Source organism: Ignavibacteriales bacterium (assembly GCA_026390795.1).
Taxonomy (GTDB): Bacteria; Bacteroidota; Ignavibacteria; order Ignavibacteriales; family Melioribacteraceae; genus Fen-1258.
Window position 1 is genome coordinate 102,577 of sequence record JAPLFG010000003.1, and the last position, 18,310, is coordinate 120,886.

The 18,310-nt window shown below is 36.9% G+C and carries 9 protein-coding genes; 1 reads left to right on the top strand and 8 read right to left on the bottom strand.

All coding sequences use genetic code 11. The annotated features are described in order from the left end of the window. Positions 1-182: 182 nt before the first annotated feature. From NTX65_04020 to NTX65_04045, 6 genes are all read right to left on the bottom strand, one after another. Positions 183-3,287 (bottom strand): CusA/CzcA family heavy metal efflux RND transporter, encoded by a 3,105-nt coding sequence (locus NTX65_04020; GenBank protein ID MCX6168482.1) that lies wholly within the window; start codon positions 3,285-3,287, stop codon positions 183-185. 4 nt (positions 3,288-3,291) lie between these two features. Continuing rightward, positions 3,292-4,479, bottom strand: coding sequence for an efflux RND transporter periplasmic adaptor subunit (locus NTX65_04025; protein MCX6168483.1), 1,188 nt, complete (start codon positions 4,477-4,479; stop codon positions 3,292-3,294). Next, on the bottom strand, positions 4,480-5,778 hold the full coding sequence (locus tag NTX65_04030) for a TolC family protein (GenBank protein ID MCX6168484.1): 1,299 nt from the start codon (positions 5,776-5,778) through the stop codon (positions 4,480-4,482). 91 nt (positions 5,779-5,869) lie between these two features. Next, positions 5,870-6,211, bottom strand: coding sequence for a hypothetical protein (locus NTX65_04035; GenBank protein MCX6168485.1), 342 nt, complete (start codon positions 6,209-6,211; stop codon positions 5,870-5,872). Between the two features lie 241 nt (positions 6,212-6,452). Beyond that, positions 6,453-8,378 carry a T9SS type A sorting domain-containing protein gene (locus tag NTX65_04040; protein ID MCX6168486.1) on the bottom strand — a complete coding sequence of 642 codons (1,926 nt, stop codon included), beginning with the start codon at positions 8,376-8,378 and terminating at the stop codon, positions 6,453-6,455. A 465-nt stretch (positions 8,379-8,843) separates the two neighbouring features. Beyond that, the gene (locus NTX65_04045; protein ID MCX6168487.1) at positions 8,844-10,190 is read right to left on the bottom strand and encodes a hypothetical protein; all 1,347 of its coding nucleotides are present in this window, start codon (positions 10,188-10,190) and stop codon (positions 8,844-8,846) included. A gap of 443 nt (positions 10,191-10,633) precedes the next feature. Here NTX65_04045 and NTX65_04050 point away from each other — a divergent pair, with 443 nt between their 5' ends. After that, a complete protein-coding gene (locus NTX65_04050) occupies positions 10,634-13,804 on the top strand; it encodes a glycoside hydrolase family 3 C-terminal domain-containing protein (GenBank protein MCX6168488.1) in 3,171 nt (1,056 codons plus the stop codon). A gap of 47 nt (positions 13,805-13,851) precedes the next feature. Here NTX65_04050 and NTX65_04055 read toward each other — a convergent pair whose 3' ends face one another. Next, complete coding sequence (locus tag NTX65_04055; GenBank protein ID MCX6168489.1) at positions 13,852-15,777, bottom strand: CotH kinase family protein; 1,926 nt, start codon at positions 15,775-15,777, stop codon at positions 13,852-13,854. An 11-nt stretch (positions 15,778-15,788) separates the two neighbouring features. Beyond that, the gene (locus tag NTX65_04060) at positions 15,789-18,278 is read right to left on the bottom strand and encodes a glycoside hydrolase family 3 C-terminal domain-containing protein (protein MCX6168490.1); all 2,490 of its coding nucleotides are present in this window, start codon (positions 18,276-18,278) and stop codon (positions 15,789-15,791) included. Between the last annotated feature and the right edge of the window lie 32 nt (positions 18,279-18,310).

Genomic DNA, 18,310 nt, shown 5'->3' on the forward strand with positions numbered 1-18,310 from the left:
CCACAATTTATACTAACCATTTCATTTTTCCGATTTACAAATATTTCGGGATTCCTTATGTGGCACTATACTGCATTTTTTCATCTTTCATTCGTTCTAACTTTGCTAATTCTACAACATTATCAACAAAATAATTATAAAGTCCGACTTACATCCTAGTAATATATAGCGGAATACATTATTTACACTTCCGCTTCAACTTTTCTCTTTTCGAACCAACTATAAATTGATGGAATGATTAACATTGTTAGAAAGGTTGAAGTGATCAAGCCGCCGATAACCACGGTTGCAAGCGGTTTCTGGATTTCCGATCCGGTTCCGCTGGCAAACAACATAGGCATCAAACTAAAAATTGCTATTGAGGCAGTCATTAAAACCGGGCGTAATCTGTTAAGACTTCCTATTCTGATTGCCTCGCGTAATTCAATTCCTTCATCTCTCAGTTGAGAAATTCTCGAGACTAAAACAACTCCATTTAATACGGCAACACCGAACAAAACTATAAATCCAACCGAAGCCGGAACAGATAAATATAATCCGGAGATGTAGAGCGAAAAGACTCCGCCAATTAATGCAAATGGAAGATTGGATATTACTAACACAGACAAGCGGACAGATCTGAACGTAATGAATAAGAGTAGCAGTATTAAACCTATTGCAATTGGTCCAATGATCATTAGTTTATTCATTGCTCTTTGCTGATTCTCAAATTGTCCGCCCCATGTTAAATAATAACCCGCCGGGAGTTGTACGTTCTCTTTTATTTTCTGTTTTGCCTCAGCAACAAAACCGCCTATGTCTCTCCCGCTAACATTCATTTCAATGCCTATTCTTCTAATTCCATCTTGACGGCTAATCTGAACGGGTCCTTCGATCATAGATATATCTGCTAATTGTGCTAGCGGAATATTCATTCCCGATTTTGCCGGGACTAATATATTCTCAATCGCTTCAATAGAGTTTCTTTTTTCTTCAGGCAGACGAACAGTTATATCAAAATTCCTATTCTCTTCATAAAATTTAGAAGCAGATTTTCCGGCAACAGCTATTTCAATTACATTCTGAACATCGCTTATGTTTAACCCATACCGCGCAATTTTATTTCTATCTATGTTCACAGTTAAGTATGGTTGCCCGGAAACCTTTTCTGTCATCAAATCAGTTCCACCTTTAACGGAAGAAAGAATTTTTGCAATTTCATCCGATTTGTTTTTTAGCAAGTCTATATCATCACCAAAAAGTTTTAGAATCAATTGCGCTTTTGTTCCGGCAATAAGTTCATCAATTCTGCATTGTATCGGCTGGCTAAATCCAAATCCAATTCCCGGTATCTCTTCCAGCGAAGCACGCATTTCATTAGTCAATTCTTCTTTTGAAATATTTCGCTTCCAATCACTTTTTGGTTTTAATATTCCTGTGTAACCGGTTTTATCCGCTCCTCTTGTATCCATTGCAATACCGGTTTGACCGGTTTTTGATACAACTACATCGAGTTCGTCAAACTCTTTCATCTTTTGCGCGGCAAGTTGATTTACTTCCATAGCCTTTGAAAGTGAAACTCCTGGAAGCAAGGCAACATCCATATCGAACGCGCCTTCATCCATAATCGGTATAAATTCAGTCCCCAATTTTGTGAAAAGAAACAAAGCAGCAATCAAGAAAAATCCGGCTATACTCAACAATTCTATTTTCTTCTTCATCACATATTCTAAAAGCGGTAAATAAATTTTCGTTGCATACTTCATAATTACACTTTCTTTTTCCGGCTGTGACTTCAAGAACACCGAACAAAGAACCGGAATAACAAAAATTGAAAGAAACATTGACGAAAGAAGCGCGATGGCAACAGTCTTGGCAAGCGGACCAAACATCTTCCCTTCAATTCCTTGCAGCGAAAGAATCGGTATAAATGTTATTGCAATGATTAATTCACCGAAGATACTTGGTTTTCTAACTTCAAGAACTGCTTTAAGAACCGTTAATAACTTAGGATGATCATTTTCTCCTTCGCCTAAATGCCTCTGTACATTTTCTACTTGAATAATTGTAGCGTCTATTATCATCCCAATTGAAATCGCAAGTCCGCCGAGCGACATTAAATTCGCACTAAGTCCTACAAGTTTCATCACAATAAATGTAGATAGTAACGAAAGAGGTAAAGCAAGAAGCACAACAAAACTGCCTCTGAAACTTCTCAAGAAAAAATACAATACTATTAGAACAAGTATTGCACCTTCAATCAAAGCTTTATTCATTGTATTGACACTTGCGTTTATAATTTCGCTTCTATCGTAATAAGGGATTATTTTAATACCATCCGGAAGGATATTATTCTCATTTATTTCTCTAACTTTTTCTTCCACACGTTTGACAACCTCACGGCTATTTTCGCCACGCAGCATCATTGCAATTCCGCCAACGGCTTCATTTTTGCCGTTTATCATTGCGGCTCCCATTCTCACAGCTTCACCAATCTTTACCTGGGCAACATCTTTTATATAAGTCGGTGTTCCTTCGTGTGATTTCAGCACAATATTTTCTATATCGTTGATGGTTTTAATCAAACCAACTCCGCGAACTATGTATTGATCGGAATTTCTTTCAAGAATGTTTCCACCAACATTTTGATTGTTGTTCTCAATTGCTCTATAAACATCATCTGCTGTTATGGAATACTTCAAAAGTTTTTCCGGCGATACAATCACTTGATACTCTTTAAAGTAACCGCCGAAAGAATTTATTTCATTTACTCCGGCAACACTTTTTAGTTGAGGTGTTACAATCCACTCTTGAATTGTTCTCAAGTTTGTTAAGTAGGAAATCTTTGCCAGCGAATCGCTCGGCATCTTCCCTTCAAGAGTATATTGATATATCTCTCCCATCGCGGTTGCGATTGGTCCCATAGAAACTTCAACACCTTTAGGAACACTTTCCTTTGCCTCGCCCAACCGCTCAAATACAAGTTGACGTGCAAAATAAATATCAACATCATCTTTAAATACTATTGTTACTATTGAAAGCCCGAACTTTGTAACCGAACGCATTTGTTCTACATCCGGCAAACCGCGCATTGCCATCTCAATTGGGTAAGTTACATTCCGCTCAATCTCAATTGCGGAAAGTCCATCCGCATGACTAACTACTTCCACTTGTATATTTGTTACATCCGGGAAAGCATCAATCGGCAATGTCAAATATGAATACAATCCGAAAGCAACGATCAGCAGCGAAAGAAATATTACCATACCTTTTTGATTCAGTGTTAATGAAATTATTTTTTCTAACATAAGTTTAGTCTCCCGCCAATTCATCTTTTTTCAATTCGCTCTTTAGATAGAACACACCTTTGGACACAACTTTTTCTCCTTCTTTCAATCCTTCCTTGATTTCAATCCGGCTGCCAACGGATGTTCCGGTAATTACTTTTCTTTGTCCGAATGCTTGCCCGCCGCTAGGTGTGGTTGTATCGCTTGTTTGAACAAAAACAAATTCTTGCCCGGCTTCTTTAATAACTGCTTCTTCAGGAATCATAATTGCTTTTGCATTTGCACTCACCGGAATTTTTAATTCACCAAACATCTGCGGTTTCAATTTGTTATTCGCATTATCAAACTCACCGCGCACAGTAATTGTTCTGGACTGTTCATCCACAGTTTGACCGATATATATAATTCTTCCGTTAAATTTTTCGTTCTGATAAGTTGCCGATGTAAATAATGCATTTGTTTTCTGATTTATCTTTGTTAAATCCATTTCATAAATCTGTCCGTCAACCCAAACCGTACTTGTATTAATTACTTTGAAGGCATTTGTTGTTGCGTCAACATACTGCCCCATAACAACATTTCTTTCAACCACGATACCATTGATTGACGATTTAATCGGCAGTGTGCCGGATGTATGTTCTTCACTCAGATTCGCTTCGGTTACATCTTCATCGCTCAATCCAATTGAATGTATTTTTTTATCCTCTGCTTGAAACTCAGCTTTGGCTTTTTTGTATTCCGCCTCAGCTTCATAATAAGATTGTTTGGATCCTATATTTTGTTCCATAAGTAATTTATGACGATCAAGATCAGCTTTTGTAAAATCATAATTAGCTTTTGCTTTAAGATAACCGGATTTCACAACTCCTATCTCTAACCCCTCCACATACATTAATATTTGTCCGGCTTTTACATAGTCGCCTATTTTTACTAAAACATCATGCACTCTTCCCTGGACAAGCGAACCAATCTGCGCTTCGTTATCCTGGACTGTAATTACTTTTGCCGGAATTGTCAGATATCCGGTGAACGTCTGAAGTGAAACCGTTTCGGTTTCCAATTTTATTTGTTTAATCGATTCGGCTGAAAGTTTAACAACTTCGTTCTGCTCATTATGACTTTCTTCTTTTTTAGTTTCTTCTTTAGCGCCGCATCCCCAAAGGACAAAGACTAAAACATTTACGGCAATAAACAATTTGATATTTGTTTTCATTTATTTCTCCAATTCAGATTTTTCAATAATATTTTGCCCGACTATTTCTTCAATCCGGAATACCGATTGATAATAATTGAACAAAGCATTTATATAATTATTCCGCGAGCTTAATAACGTTTGTTTCGCTTGCAGATATTCAAGGTAAGTCAGTTCCCCCGCATCATAACTTTTTATTGCTGTTCTATAAATTTCCTCAGCTTGCGGAAGAATTTCATATACATATAGTTTTACTTGCATCAGATTATTTTCGTGATCCATGAAAATGCTTTTTAATTTTAGAGCGATCTCGTTTTTTGTCAATTGCAGTTCGGATTCGGAGATGGATTGATTAGCGACCGCTTCTTGAATTTTTCCTCTTTGATCGAACATGAACCAGAGCGGGACTGATATTCCAAAAGATGCGCCGTAAAAACCGTTATTGCCGTCTCGAGTTTGTTTGAAATATGCAAGATTGAAATTCGGAAGAAGTGATGACCAAGCAAGTCCCTTTTCTACAGATGCTATACCATAATTTAATTCCGCAATTTTTATCTGCGGATTTGTTTCTTCAAATGATTTATAAATCTGTTCTGAATTTATTTTATGATCAGTGAAAACCAGTGAGTCTGTTAGACTAAAAATCGAATCATAACTTTGTTTTCCAAATCCAACTGCGTAATTAAGTTCGGCAAATGCAGTTGTAAAATCATTTTTTACAACTTCCAGATTGTTTCTCGCCTCGGCGTATTGAACCTTTGCGGTCAATCTTTCAAGATTAGTTCCTTCGCCAACATTTTGCCTAATCTCCGCCTTCTTAAAAAAATCTTCCGAGATTGCAAGATTATCCTCTGCAGATTTCACCTGGTATTGTTTCGCCAATATTTTGTAGTAAGCTGTCTTTACCCGGTTAATTACGCTCCGTTCAACCAAATTTAATTTGTAAACTGCAATCTCTTTTTCTTTGCTGAATTTGCTTCCTTTCAAAAAATAATTTGAGGGAAACTCAAAGGATTGCTGAACTTCAATAGTTCGTTCACTAGAATTACTTAAACTGCTTTTTACCGGTGCGTATTCATAACTAACACCAACTTCCGGCTGCGGCAATGATATTCCACTCCAAAATCTTCCTTTAGAAGCTGAAATATTTTCTATAGCGCTTTTTATTTCCGGATTATTTTTCAATCCTATTTCAATGGCTTCATTCAAACTGAGTTTTTTAATTTCAGCTTGCCCGTAAAGGCAAACTGGCAGAAGCACGACAGCGACCAAAATAAAAATTTTATTTCCCGCTAAGAGGGATTTCGCATTACTAAACATTTTCTCTCCAAAATTTATAATTGTTTGGTTGTACACTTAAGGCGGAATACACTTATCCCGCAAAGAGATTAACGAAGTAAAAAAAGATTGGTTAAATCAGAAAGGAGCTGTTAAAAAGGTATAGATCGGCAAATGTTTTGGCTTTTAGATGATGATCCGTTGTTCCAAAATAAGTTTGTGTTGTTTGCGCTTCAATTTCTTCAAAGCAATGAAAGCAGAGATCTTTATTAAGCTCAAGTTTGGGTAGTTCTTCCCGTAATATTTTTGAATGTGCATTAGTATTCTTAACAATCTGGCAATAGTCATGTGTCCCGTGGTTATCACCGTCAAAATCAAGAAATCCTAATTCCGAATGCAAAAACGAAAAAACAAAAAACCCAAGGAGTATAAGAGCTATTGTTTTTTTTGTATTATTTCTAAATATATTTTTCATCCGGGACAAATTTAGTCCTTTCCAAATCTTAAAACAATTAACAATACTTTTAATGGTAGATAATCTTCGAGTTTGGACCCAACATTCATATTAAAAGTCGTCAGAAATGACTTTATGCCACCAAGATTTTCTGTAAGACTATAAAAACTCTAGGTATTTCAGGTAATAGTAAATTTGATTTAATTATGGAAGAAGTGATTAAATCCCAGGTAGAACCTCCAATTTGTTGAGTTTGTTCATATCATTTTTGCAGAACCATTTTCCCTGTTGCTGAATATTTACCGGCTCGTATTCTATAAAAATAAATCCCAGATGTTAACTGGTTTACTCTGGATATTTTTGCAGTATCAAATGTAATGTTGTGTTCACCGGCTAGTTGCTCTTCATTTACTAGTGTTGCAACTTCTCTTCCAAGAGTATCATACACCTTCAACTGTATATAACTGAGAGAAGATAACTGATAGCGGATAATAGTCGTTGGATTAAATGGGTTTGGAAAATTTCCTTCGAGCTTGAATTCAGTTGGTATTTTTTTTTTATCTCCCACATCAGAAGGATCAACTGAAGGAAAGAATGGATCATTTTTTGAAATTACTGCTTTCACATCTTCATCAGCCATAAAGAGTTTCCACAATAACTGAGAGCGGTAATTTTCTATCATACAGATTATTGGTCCCTGATCTATTGCAAGATAATCTGTGTCAAACCATAACTTGCTGACATTGAACGCATCCTTAAAACCAAAATCTCCCCAAAGTGTGTTACCATAAACTCTGTAAAAATGTTTAATTGCATTCAGAGCCAAATTTTCTTTTTCATAAAGAAAATACGGCATCGAACTTATTGCAGCAGTTGGTGCAATCGTTCCATTATCGTTTGAACCGGGTTCATGTGCCAAATAACCCACACCCGGAATGCTATTACTGGCAGTTAATCCCCAGCAATTTTCATTATAACCTGCAAAGTGTCCCGGATTTTCGATGCAGTAAGAACGGTTAATCATTGTCTGATTGAAATTATTCACAAAATAATTTGCATAGAGATCTCGTCTACCCCGAGGATCAAAACCAAGATATGAATAGTGAGTCCAGAAAAGTGGACCGCCATAATTTGTTCCGACTTGAAGTAGATAACCGTATTTAGGTTGACCAGTATACTTAATACCTCCATCTGTTCCCCATCCACTTTTATAAAAGTCTTTCAAGATTGGATGAGTTGGTGAAGCAACCGCAAGAAAATAAGTGATCATAGTTTCGCTCCAACCATGAAAACGGAAAGATCCTCCTTCCGGAATATTAAACTGATAAGTCGGAGACCAATTCCAGTATAAACCAGTTGAACCGTTTCTATAAAAATCCCAATTAATTCCTTCCCAAATTTGTTTAATTAAATTTCTGATTTCATCTTCGTTGCCATTTTGCAAGTTGAAGTATTGCCTTGCAGCAAGCAGACCTTGGATCATGAATGAAGTCTCAACAATATCCCCACCATCTTGATAATTCCCAAACTTTACAACTTTTCCGGTGGTTCCGTTGAACCAATGAGGGAAAGCACCGTGAAATTTTTCAATGTTATTGGCAAGGAAATTCACAATCTTTTTCAACCTTTCAACACCTTGATCTCGAGTGATGAATCCTCGTTCGATACCGACTATAATTGCCATGACTCCAAACCCGCCGCCGCCGATTGTGTTTGTCACATCTATTTCATTTGGTTGCCATCTCTCACGCGCTATTCCTGAATTCGGATCACCCCAATCCCAGAAGTATCTAAATGTTGCACGTTGAGTCATATCAAGAAATTCAGTATCGGTCATTTGATGAGTGAGAGTCGTAACTTCAGAACTCATAGGTGATTCATTACCGGATAGATCGTATGCACTTATTTTATATTTTCCGGCAATAGATGTAGCTCCGATCCATTCCCAATAAAATGACCGATATTTTTTTACGTTAGAGAGCAACTGAAATGTGGCACCATCCCAATTGTATATTTTATATCCGGCAAGATCAGTCTCTGTATTAGGCCGCCAAATCAGATCAATGTGCAATTCATATGAAATTGATTGAAAGTTTTGTGGAGTGTATGGAGGCGTAATATCTTGTGCATAAATAAGACTTGTTAGCAGTAATGCTGTTGAGCAATTCAAAACTATTTTTTTAATCATTTCAATGACCTCTCGATTTCGATTACAATATCATTGACAACTTTTAATCGTTAATTAGTTATCAGAGCTATTTTTATTTTATGCTTTTGGGTTTTCATCTTCAACAGTAACTTGATATTAATTGATTCATAAACAATAAAGCTAATTAATTCCGGTTCGACTATAAGAATGCATTTCCTTTTATATCCAATGGTATTAGAGTTATTTATTTCAATACAATCCGGTTTATTAATTTCCTCCATATTTGTATTTTTAATTTCATCAATAAGATTGGATTAACCGAATACCTGAACTGCAAGTGAAAGTAGAACAAGGATAAGTATCAGATAATTTTTGATATACACTCTCATATTTTAGACTGTTCTAATTTGTACATGAATTTATTAATTACTGTTCTCCATTGAAAGAAATTCTAAAACTATTGAGCTCCTTAAAAGATTTGGAAAAGAGGAATGTCATTATATTCTACTCATTATTTTTGAAACCGAGTCGCGTTAATCCTTTCTGTACTACCGGATCTTTCATAAAATATTTCCAGACAAATCCATTTTCGTAATTCTCAATCATTATTACTATAGGGCCCTGATCAAGTCCAAGATAATCTTTGTCGTACCATTTCAACGTTGGATTGAAAGCATCAAGAAATCCATATCTGCCCCAAAGTCCTTGTGAGCCGTATTTATCATACATGTTCATTAATGTAGGAATAGCAATTTCAGGAGCGAATGGGATTGAACCGCCAGCAGCCGTGGGTGCAATTGTTCCATCGTCGAATGTTGAATCAGGCCCTGAAGTTCCGCGCGCTGAATAAGTCCAGAATTCCTTTCCGCCGAAATTATATTTCTCTCCCGGTCCGTCGCACGCGGTCAATCCCCATGTCAACGAATCATATCCTACCCATTTATTGATATTTCTTATTGCATATTCACGCTGAACGTATGTCGCACGACGGGAGTTTTCAAAATAATCAATTCCTTTCCTGCGCATGTACTTATCTGTCAATCCTTTCCCGTCAAGCCAGAGAAATGAGAACTGATGAATGAACAAAGAAGGAAATACGATGTGACCAAGCTTTTGATCATACGGCTCTCTCCATTGATAAGTTTTTAACCAGGTATCATAACCTTTTTCTGCACCCGGCATATCCATTCCGGCTGCAATAACATATAAGAACAAAGCTTCAGTATAACCCCACCATCCAAGTTTATTGAATCCCTCTTTTTTATCCCAGCCGAGTGAAATTGTATTGGCATATTTACCTGTATCAGGCATAGTAAAAAATTTCCAATCGACTCGGTTTAATAATTTTGTTGATAATTCTCTGATCTGTTTTTCTTTTTCATCGGCTCCATTGTAATACTGTCTTGCAAAAATAATTCCGCAATAAAGAAGCCCGGAATCGATTGATGAAAGTTCGCAATTCCAAAACCGCTTTCCAGTTTTCATGTCAAGAAAATGATAATAAAAGCCCATATAACCAGTGGCGAATGGTTCGGTACTCTGTTCCGAAATTAATAATAAATTGAGCATTGTAAGAGTGAATTGAATCGACTTATCTCGAGTAATCCATCCCTTCTCTGAACCGATTGCCCAGATCGGAATCGCGAAACCTAAAGCAGCAATAGTTGCAGGTGAACCATCTTGTGAGCGGTCCTTTACCATTCCATTCTCCGGATTCATTTCATGAATGAAGTAAAGAAATGATTTGTATTGTAGAGTACTTAGGAATGCCTGTTCTTTTTGAGTGATCTTAAAATCAGTTTTATCATAAGGTAAATATTTAACATCCCGGGACTGACAACCTGAGTTCATTATGAATCCTAAAAGGAATAAAGTGATCAACATTTTCATAATATACCTTTCAGATTTTAAATAAATACTTCAACTAATTATGGATTTTTCAGCCTGTCCGATAAAATTTTACTATTGAATAGCAATTAATACATTTATCCTTTTTATAATCTGATTTACACTCGTTGGCATTAAAATCTTTTTGGGGGAATGATTATCAAATGTAACCATTTACATTACATTTTTATATTAAGAATGCTGATTCTAATTGTCAAGTACAATTTTAATGAATTAAGTATTTTAGGACTGCCTGGTGTTTACTCGAAGCAATGGCATTATTTATCAAGAATGAACCGATTAAAATCACTAATAAAGATCTATCTAAACGCAAATTATAACCGAAGAATATTGTAAATTTGCTTGTAAACTAACTTGATAAGCAAAATATTACTGGATACCTAGACATGGTAATAATTAATAAATTGTATGGGTTTACTTTTAAAATAATATTATTAATTCTCTTTCTACTCCACACAACTATTTGTTCACAAACTCTTGAAGAACGAATAACAGACCTCATTTTAAAAATGACTCTTGAGGAAAAAGTCCTGCAGCTTCACAAAGAAGGAGGAATGAATACCGCTGATAACACACGTTTAAACATTCCCGGGTTCATCATGTCGGATGGACCTCACGGTGTACGAAACGGTTTGGCAACTTCGTTCCCGGTAGGAATCGGATTGGCTGCAACATGGGATGTTGATCTGGTTTATAAAGTAGGTGAAGCAATGGGAAAAGAATTTCGCGGAAAAGGAATTCAACAGATGCTCGGACCATGTCTGGATCTGTGTCTCGATCCGCGGAACGGCAGGTCTCCTGAAACGGGCGGCGAAGATCCATATCTCAATGCCAAGATAAATACCTCGATCGTTCAAGGTGTGCAATCAACTCCAACCATTGCAACTATAAAACATTTTTATACAGAATACAGGCAAGACGGAAGGACAAGCAACAATTATATACTCAGCAATCGCATGATGTTGGAACATCACGGTTTGCAATTTCGTGAGGCGATCCAAAATGGCGGTGCTTTGAGTATTATGAATTCTTATAATCAATTACAGTTAACAGGACAAATTAGTGGGCAAAAAGCAGCAGAAAATCCAACTCTCCTTGGCACTATTCTAAGAACCAAATGGGGTTTTCCATATTACGTTGTATCTGATTGGGGCTCATTATGGAGTGCCGAAAATGCAATTAAAGCCGGATGCGATATTGAAATGGGTTCCGATCTTTATTCAAACGAATCGAATGGTCTTTTGGCTCTTGTCAACAGCGGAAAAGTGACTGAAACAAATATTAATGATGCTGTTCGAAGGGTGTTGCGTACAAAAATTTTATCTGGAATAATGGATTACTACCCAGAAGGTGATCCGAGTGATGTGAACAGTCCGGCACATCAAGCCCTTTGTCTTGAAGCTGGCAAAAAAGGAATTGTACTTTTAAAAAATCAAGACAACATTTTACCATTGGATAAAAACAAAATAAAAACTATTGCTGTACTTGGCCCTAATGCAAATGAAATGAGAACAGATGCATCCGGCAGCAGTTGGGTCGATCCGTTTTACAAAGTTTCTCCAAGACAAGGAATTGAAAATTATATTGGTACAAGTAAAGTTTTATATGCTCAAGGATGTACGATTGCAGGTGAGTATGCAAGTGACTTCTCAGATGCCCTTCAAAAAGCAGCTCAAGCAGAAGTTGTTATTTATTTCGGAGGATTAGACCCAACCCAAGAAGGAGAAGGCTCAGACCGTGCAAATGGTTCAATTGAATTACCCGGAAAGCAAAAAGATTTTATTCAATGGGTTAAAACAGCAAATCCAAACGTAATTGTTGTTTTGATAAGCGGAGGAATATGCACTGCGACTCCTTTCATCAATCATATCAAAGGGTTGCTGTATGCATTTTACCCCGGGCAAGAAGGTGGTAACGCAATTGCCCAAGTGTTATTCGGTGATTATAACCCCAGCGGTAAACTCCCGGTTACAATGCCAATGAATGACTCGCAGCTTTCTGACCGAATGTTGAATAATTTGGATGATAATAAAGGGGGCGGCTACCGCTGGTTTGATTATAATAAATATACACCTCAGTTTGCCTTTGGTTACGGTTTAAGCTACACAACTTTTGCGTACAGCAATTTAAAATTTTCTCAAGAGAATTATATTTTCACAGATCAAGAATTGACGGTGTCGGTAGATGTAAAAAACACAGGTGCACGTGCAGGTGAGGAAGTAGTGCAATTATATCTTTCCGAACCTGTATCTTTTGTAACAAAGTTTGTCAAAGATCTTAAAGGATTTAAAAAGATATTTCTTGAACCGGGTGAAACTAAAACAGTAGAATTTACACTCGGTCCGAACGAATTTTATATCTACAGCGAAAAATCCAGAAGTTACGAGATTGATCCGGGAACATATTATATGAAAGTCGGAGGTTCTTCTGATAATCTAAGTCTCAGCAAATCACTTGATATCAGACCTCATCCGCCAAAACCTGATCTGCAAGTTGCGAACATAATGACAGTTCCCCGCTTTCCTCTTGAAGGAGATAAGGTAATTTTTCTCGCAACAATCGTTAATCGAGGAACCGGTCCTTCTCCCAAGTCAGTGTTTCATGAAGTGAGTTTCAGCGTTGACGGAAAATTTGTGAGCCGTTCTGTTGCATTACAAGATTCAATCTCCAAAGGTGGAATGTCGCTTGTTTGCGGAAATGTCGGTGACAATAACATCAATTATTGGATTGCAGGCAAACCTGGTACCAATACAATCGAAGCATATGTAGATGATAAAAATGCAATCAATGAAATGATAGAAACGAATAATAAAAAAAGTGTTTCATTTAAAATTTATAATGCACCGCCTGTAAATCTCGCTTTGAATAAAACAGTTACAGTTTCATCTATCGAAGGAACAGGATTAGAAGGAAGTAAAGCGGTTGATGGGAATCTCAGCACTCGTTGGTCTTCGCAACCCACAGACCAGCAATGGATAACCATAGATTTCGGAATTCCAGTTCAATTTAATGAGATACAGTTAATCTGGGAAACTGCATATGGAAAAGAATACTTGGTTCAGACTTCCAATACAAATAACAATTCTGATTGGAAAACAATTTTTGCTCAAACAAACGGAAACGGCGGATTTGAAAAGATGAGCAGCCTTCAAGGTGATGCACGTTACCTGCGCATCCTTGGTATTAAGCGTGATACACAATGGGGCTATTCCCTATTTGAAATTGAAGTATTCAATAATATTACCTCTGCAGTAAATGATAAAGAGGAAAACCTTCCATTTAATTTCAGTTTGAGCAACAACTATCCGAATCCTTTCAATCCTTCTACAAAGATTGAATACACTTTGCCAAAGTCAAGCAACGTTAAAATTGAGATTTACAATTCCCTAGGACAGTTAGTAAACATTCTAGAGAACTCTTTCCGGAATGCTGGTAAGTACAATTTGGTTTGGAATGGCAACAATTCAAGTGGTAGTCCGGTTAGCAGCGGAATTTATTTCTACCGTATGAGCGCCGAAGGATTTACTTTGGTAAAAAAGATGGTCTTAGTCAGATAATTTATTTTTAAGGATGTTGTTCTGAGAGCACCATTCCTAATCTTGAATCACTTCACTAATATCATCTTTTTCGATTGAGAAAATTTCCCCGTATTTAATTTGTAATAATACACACCGCTTGGCAGATTACTTTCTCGACTTGAAAATTGGATATTATGCAAACCGGCCGATTGAAGTTCATTCACAAGTGTTACAACATCACGACCAAGCAGATCGTAAACTTTTAGAATAACCAGCGTTGTAACCGGCAGTTGATAACTTATAACCGTTTCAGGATTAAACGGATTTGGATAATTCTGGAATAATTTGAAGCATTCCGGAATTTCCCAGTTCATATCATCTACCGAAGTTGGCGTAACTTCTATTTTGTAATCGGGAGAAATAGAAACAATATCGAATGCTTGCATACCAACACCTTTCATTAAATAGCTGCCCGCCTTCAAAACTGTAATGGAAAGAGTATCACCCTTTACTTCCGGTCTGCAATTTATATCAAGCGTTTGAAAATTGATTGAGGTAACATTCATCTTACTTTTAATAAAGCTGGAGAGAGGAATTTTTATCATTTTACCGATTTCAAAATTCACTTTTGAAAGATCCGTTGCAAGCCATTCAACATCGGAATAATTTGCTGAGATATTATTGTTGAGCCAGGTTGTACGCTCACTTATCCAGCTCTTTAAGTAAGCGACTTCATCTTCGTAGTTAGTAAAATGATTCTGATTCGGCCAAGTATAAACTGCCGGATTAAAAAGATCTTTCCATTTCGAAAAATTCCGTGTGCGGGCTTCCACTGTTAGTACAACATTTTCTTCTATAAAATTAGTGAGCGAACTGATGCTGAAAGTTTTATACTTAACTTCATTCCACCTTTTTGCAAGTTTGTTTTTAAATACCGGATCGATCATCAAGTTTGTTGTCCAAAAAGGACTGCTCCAGAGACCATCGTAATGTTTATAAGCTTGCCAACCAGCAGGATTAAAACCGTCATCATAATCAGCTAATCCAAATGAAATATCATAATCCCAAATTGGACCCATAACTAACTTGCCTCCTTCGCTATCCCGGTTTTTATATAGAAAGGCACTGAGCCGATATGCATCTGTATTTTTAGAGAACTCATTAATCAAATAGAAATCCACGAAAGAATCTATATCAACAAGATTATAATAGCCTGCAAATGGATCCCTGTAACCGCCCGAATACATAATCGTCTCAAATCTATTTATATAATCCTTAATATAATTTTGTTGAGCCGGTACTATATCGTCAGCCTTTGGATATTCATGAATATAAGTGACGGGAGATTTTGTGCTTCCATAAATTGATGGGTATGCAGAGGTCCAATATTTATCTCCCGGATCAACTCGATCTATCTTGACTATATAACCGCCCGTAACAGCATCGCCGGTTATATCTGTGTTACTCATTTTTTTTATATTAACACGATTCTTATCACGCTTGATTTTTTCCTGAAGTATATAGATGCCAATATATACTCCATTTAGAACAACCTCGCAAAAATGAGTACGTGAAGCATATCTGCCGAGATCGTTCGAGAGTTTGTATGCAATGACATTACGCAGAAAAGTTTTATCCGTATAAGATGCATTCAACACAAAATCGCTCTCTTCGGGAAATCCAAGAAGTGATGCTTTTATATCGTTATCTGAATTATCTCGCAATTCAATTCCGTATTGTTTCTTGGGAAACATTTGTGAACTGTGACCTCGAATCTCAATTCCTATTTTTCCATTGTAAACGTTGAAAGGATCGGTGATATTATTTCTTAATCCAGGTCCGTTATCAATAATACCCATATCTGCAGTTATCTTTGGGTCATCAGGAATATCTTGACCGTGAGTATTTATTACTACAATCGGGAGGTTAGATGATGTGAATGTTACTTGACTAAAATCTTTCTTGGGATTAAAAACAAACAATAATATGATGAAAAAAATTTTGTATGACATACATTCACTACTTAATTAATAACAACTTCCGTTTTTAATCTTATATCTCTTGAGGAACCGCCAATAAGAAACTGATAACTACCAGATTCAACTTGCCATGATTGCATTTGTCCATCAAAATAAGCTAATGCATTTTTTGAAACAGATAGAGTTATTTTTTTCAACTCGCCTGGATTTAATTTTACTTTTGTAAATGCCTTCAGCTCTTTTAGAGGACGGTCAACCTTTGGTTCTTTCTCTTCAATATACAACTGTGCTACCTCAGCACCGGCAATAGTCCCGGTGTTCTTCAAGTCGAATGAAATGGTAAAATCATTTCCGTCCGATGTTACATTAATATTTGAATATTCAAAAGTTGTGTAGGATAATCCATACCCAAACGGAAATAGCGGTTCAAGATTATTTTTATCAAAATGACGGTACCCTACATAAATATCATCTGCATAATATGTACGTGCTGGAAATGCTTTGTAAGTTCCGAATGCCGAACAATCTTCCCAACGCTTAGGAAATGTTACCGGCAATTTTCCTGATGGGTTATAGTTACCAAGAACAACTTCTGCAATTGCGTTTCCGCCTTCACTTCCGCCAAACCACATTTCTAAAACGCCGTTCACTTTGTTAATCCATTTATCCATTAATACTGGTGCACCGGTAGTTAAAACAACAACAACATTTTTATTTACTTCTGCAACTTTGGAGATCAGTTCATCTTGTTCACCGGGAAGAAATAAATTATCTCTGTCCTTTCCTTCGGTTTCAATTTGGTACGATGTACCGACAAATAAAAGAACTTGATCTGCTTTCCTTGCAGCTTCGATGGCCGCATTCAGCAATTCATTACCCTGTGTTGTCCAACCTAATACTGCAATAGCTCCGCCGCCTCTTTCATAATATTCCATCTTGATTTTGTAAAGCTTTCCTTCTTCTAAATGAGTTGTATAAGCTCTAGTTTCAACCGAATGATCATTCCAATCGTTTATAACAAGTTTGTCTTCAAAGTATAGACGCGCACCATCATCTGTTGAAGTACTAAGAACAAAATCACCTGTCTTTGGGGCTTTAATATAACCGGTCCATCTCACCGAAAAATTATCTTCCCCGATATTTTCTGCCGGACTTTTTTCATCCCACTGGAAATTAATTCTTTGATCAATCCTTTTTAGAATAGGAGTTCCGCTTAAATCAATATTGGAGAAGTATTCGCCGTTCAATCCGTTTTGCTTTTGAGATTGATCTGTAAATAAATATTTTGTTTCAATTCCATCGGTATCACCTTCAAGATTCACTCCCTGCGCAAATTCAATTTTAATTTTGTCGGAAAGTTTTTTCTTCAAAGCATCAAGCGGGGAAACGGGATCGATAGGAGTCACATATGCGCTTCCGCCTCCGCCAGTTCTTGGAATTTGCGCCCCCGGTCCAATTACGGCAATTGTATTAATTTCATCTTGTTGAAGAGGTAAAATGTTTTGATCGTTCTTGAGTAGAACGATTGATGCAAGAGAAGTTTCATATGCGGCTTTCCGGTTTTCTGAACTGTTTACAAGAGAAGGATTTTCTTTCCATTCCGGATTATCGAACAAACCAAGTTTATAAATTACACCCAGAATTCTTTTCACTTTATCGTCAATTGCAGAGAGGGAAATATTTCCACTCTTAATTTCATTAAGCAATGTTTTCTGATTCAGGAATTCTCCGGTAGGCATTTCAAGATCAAGTCCTCCCTTCGCTGTTGGAATTGATGAATGAACCGCACCCCAATCGCTCATCACTAATCCTTTAAATCCCCATTCTTTTTTCAATTTGTCGATAAGCAGATAATCATTTTCGCTTGCATAATGCATATTAACTTTATTGTATGAACTCATTACGCAGAGAACGTCTGCTTCAGTAACCGCAGCTTTAAATGAAGGAAGATAAATTTCATTTAGTGCGCGTTCGCTTACAAGTACATCTATCCATCCTCTTTCATGTTCTTGATTGTTAACAGCAAAGTGTTTAATTGTTGCCGCAACATTTTCTTTCTGTACACCTTTGATATAAGAAACTGCCATACGTGATGTTAAGAAAGGATCTTCGCCAAAGCTTTCAAAATTTCTTCCGCCCATTGGTAAGCGAGCAATGTTTACACACGGTCCAAGAATTACGTGCCGCCCCTTACCTCGGGTTTCGCGTCCAATTGAACTTCCGATTTCATTAACTAAATCCGGATCCCATGTAGCCGCCATGGCAACTGAAGCAGGGAAAGCAGTTGACGGATTCCATCGAACTCCGACCGGACCATCAGACATTCTAAGTTCCGGAATGCCAAGACGTTCGTTAGGCTTAGTGGCAAATCCGGTTCCGCCGAGGAGATCGATTTTTTCTTCCAGCGTCATTCTCTGCAGTAAATCATCCACCCGTACTTCAAGATTCAATTTTGGATTTTTATATGGAATATTCTCCTGCGCAGACACAATGGACGCGAATAGTATAATCAATGATAACAAAGATATTTTCATAACTTCTCCTTTTGCTTTGCTAAGATTTTGAT

Coding starts and splice junctions, on each gene's coding strand:
- NTX65_04020 (MCX6168482.1), bottom strand. CDS start 3,287: ATGTTAGAAAAAATAATTTCATTAACACTGAATCAAAAAGGTATGGTA.
- NTX65_04025 (MCX6168483.1), bottom strand. CDS start 4,479: ATGAAAACAAATATCAAATTGTTTATTGCCGTAAATGTTTTAGTCTTT.
- NTX65_04030 (MCX6168484.1), bottom strand. CDS start 5,778: ATGTTTAGTAATGCGAAATCCCTCTTAGCGGGAAATAAAATTTTTATT.
- NTX65_04035 (MCX6168485.1), bottom strand. CDS start 6,211: ATGAAAAATATATTTAGAAATAATACAAAAAAAACAATAGCTCTTATA.
- NTX65_04040 (MCX6168486.1), bottom strand. CDS start 8,378: ATGATTAAAAAAATAGTTTTGAATTGCTCAACAGCATTACTGCTAACA.
- NTX65_04045 (MCX6168487.1), bottom strand. CDS start 10,190: ATGAACTCAGGTTGTCAGTCCCGGGATGTTAAATATTTACCTTATGAT.
- NTX65_04050 (MCX6168488.1), top strand. CDS start 10,634: ATGGTAATAATTAATAAATTGTATGGGTTTACTTTTAAAATAATATTA.
- NTX65_04055 (MCX6168489.1), bottom strand. CDS start 15,777: ATGTCATACAAAATTTTTTTCATCATATTATTGTTTGTTTTTAATCCC.
- NTX65_04060 (MCX6168490.1), bottom strand. CDS start 18,278: ATGAAAATATCTTTGTTATCATTGATTATACTATTCGCGTCCATTGTG.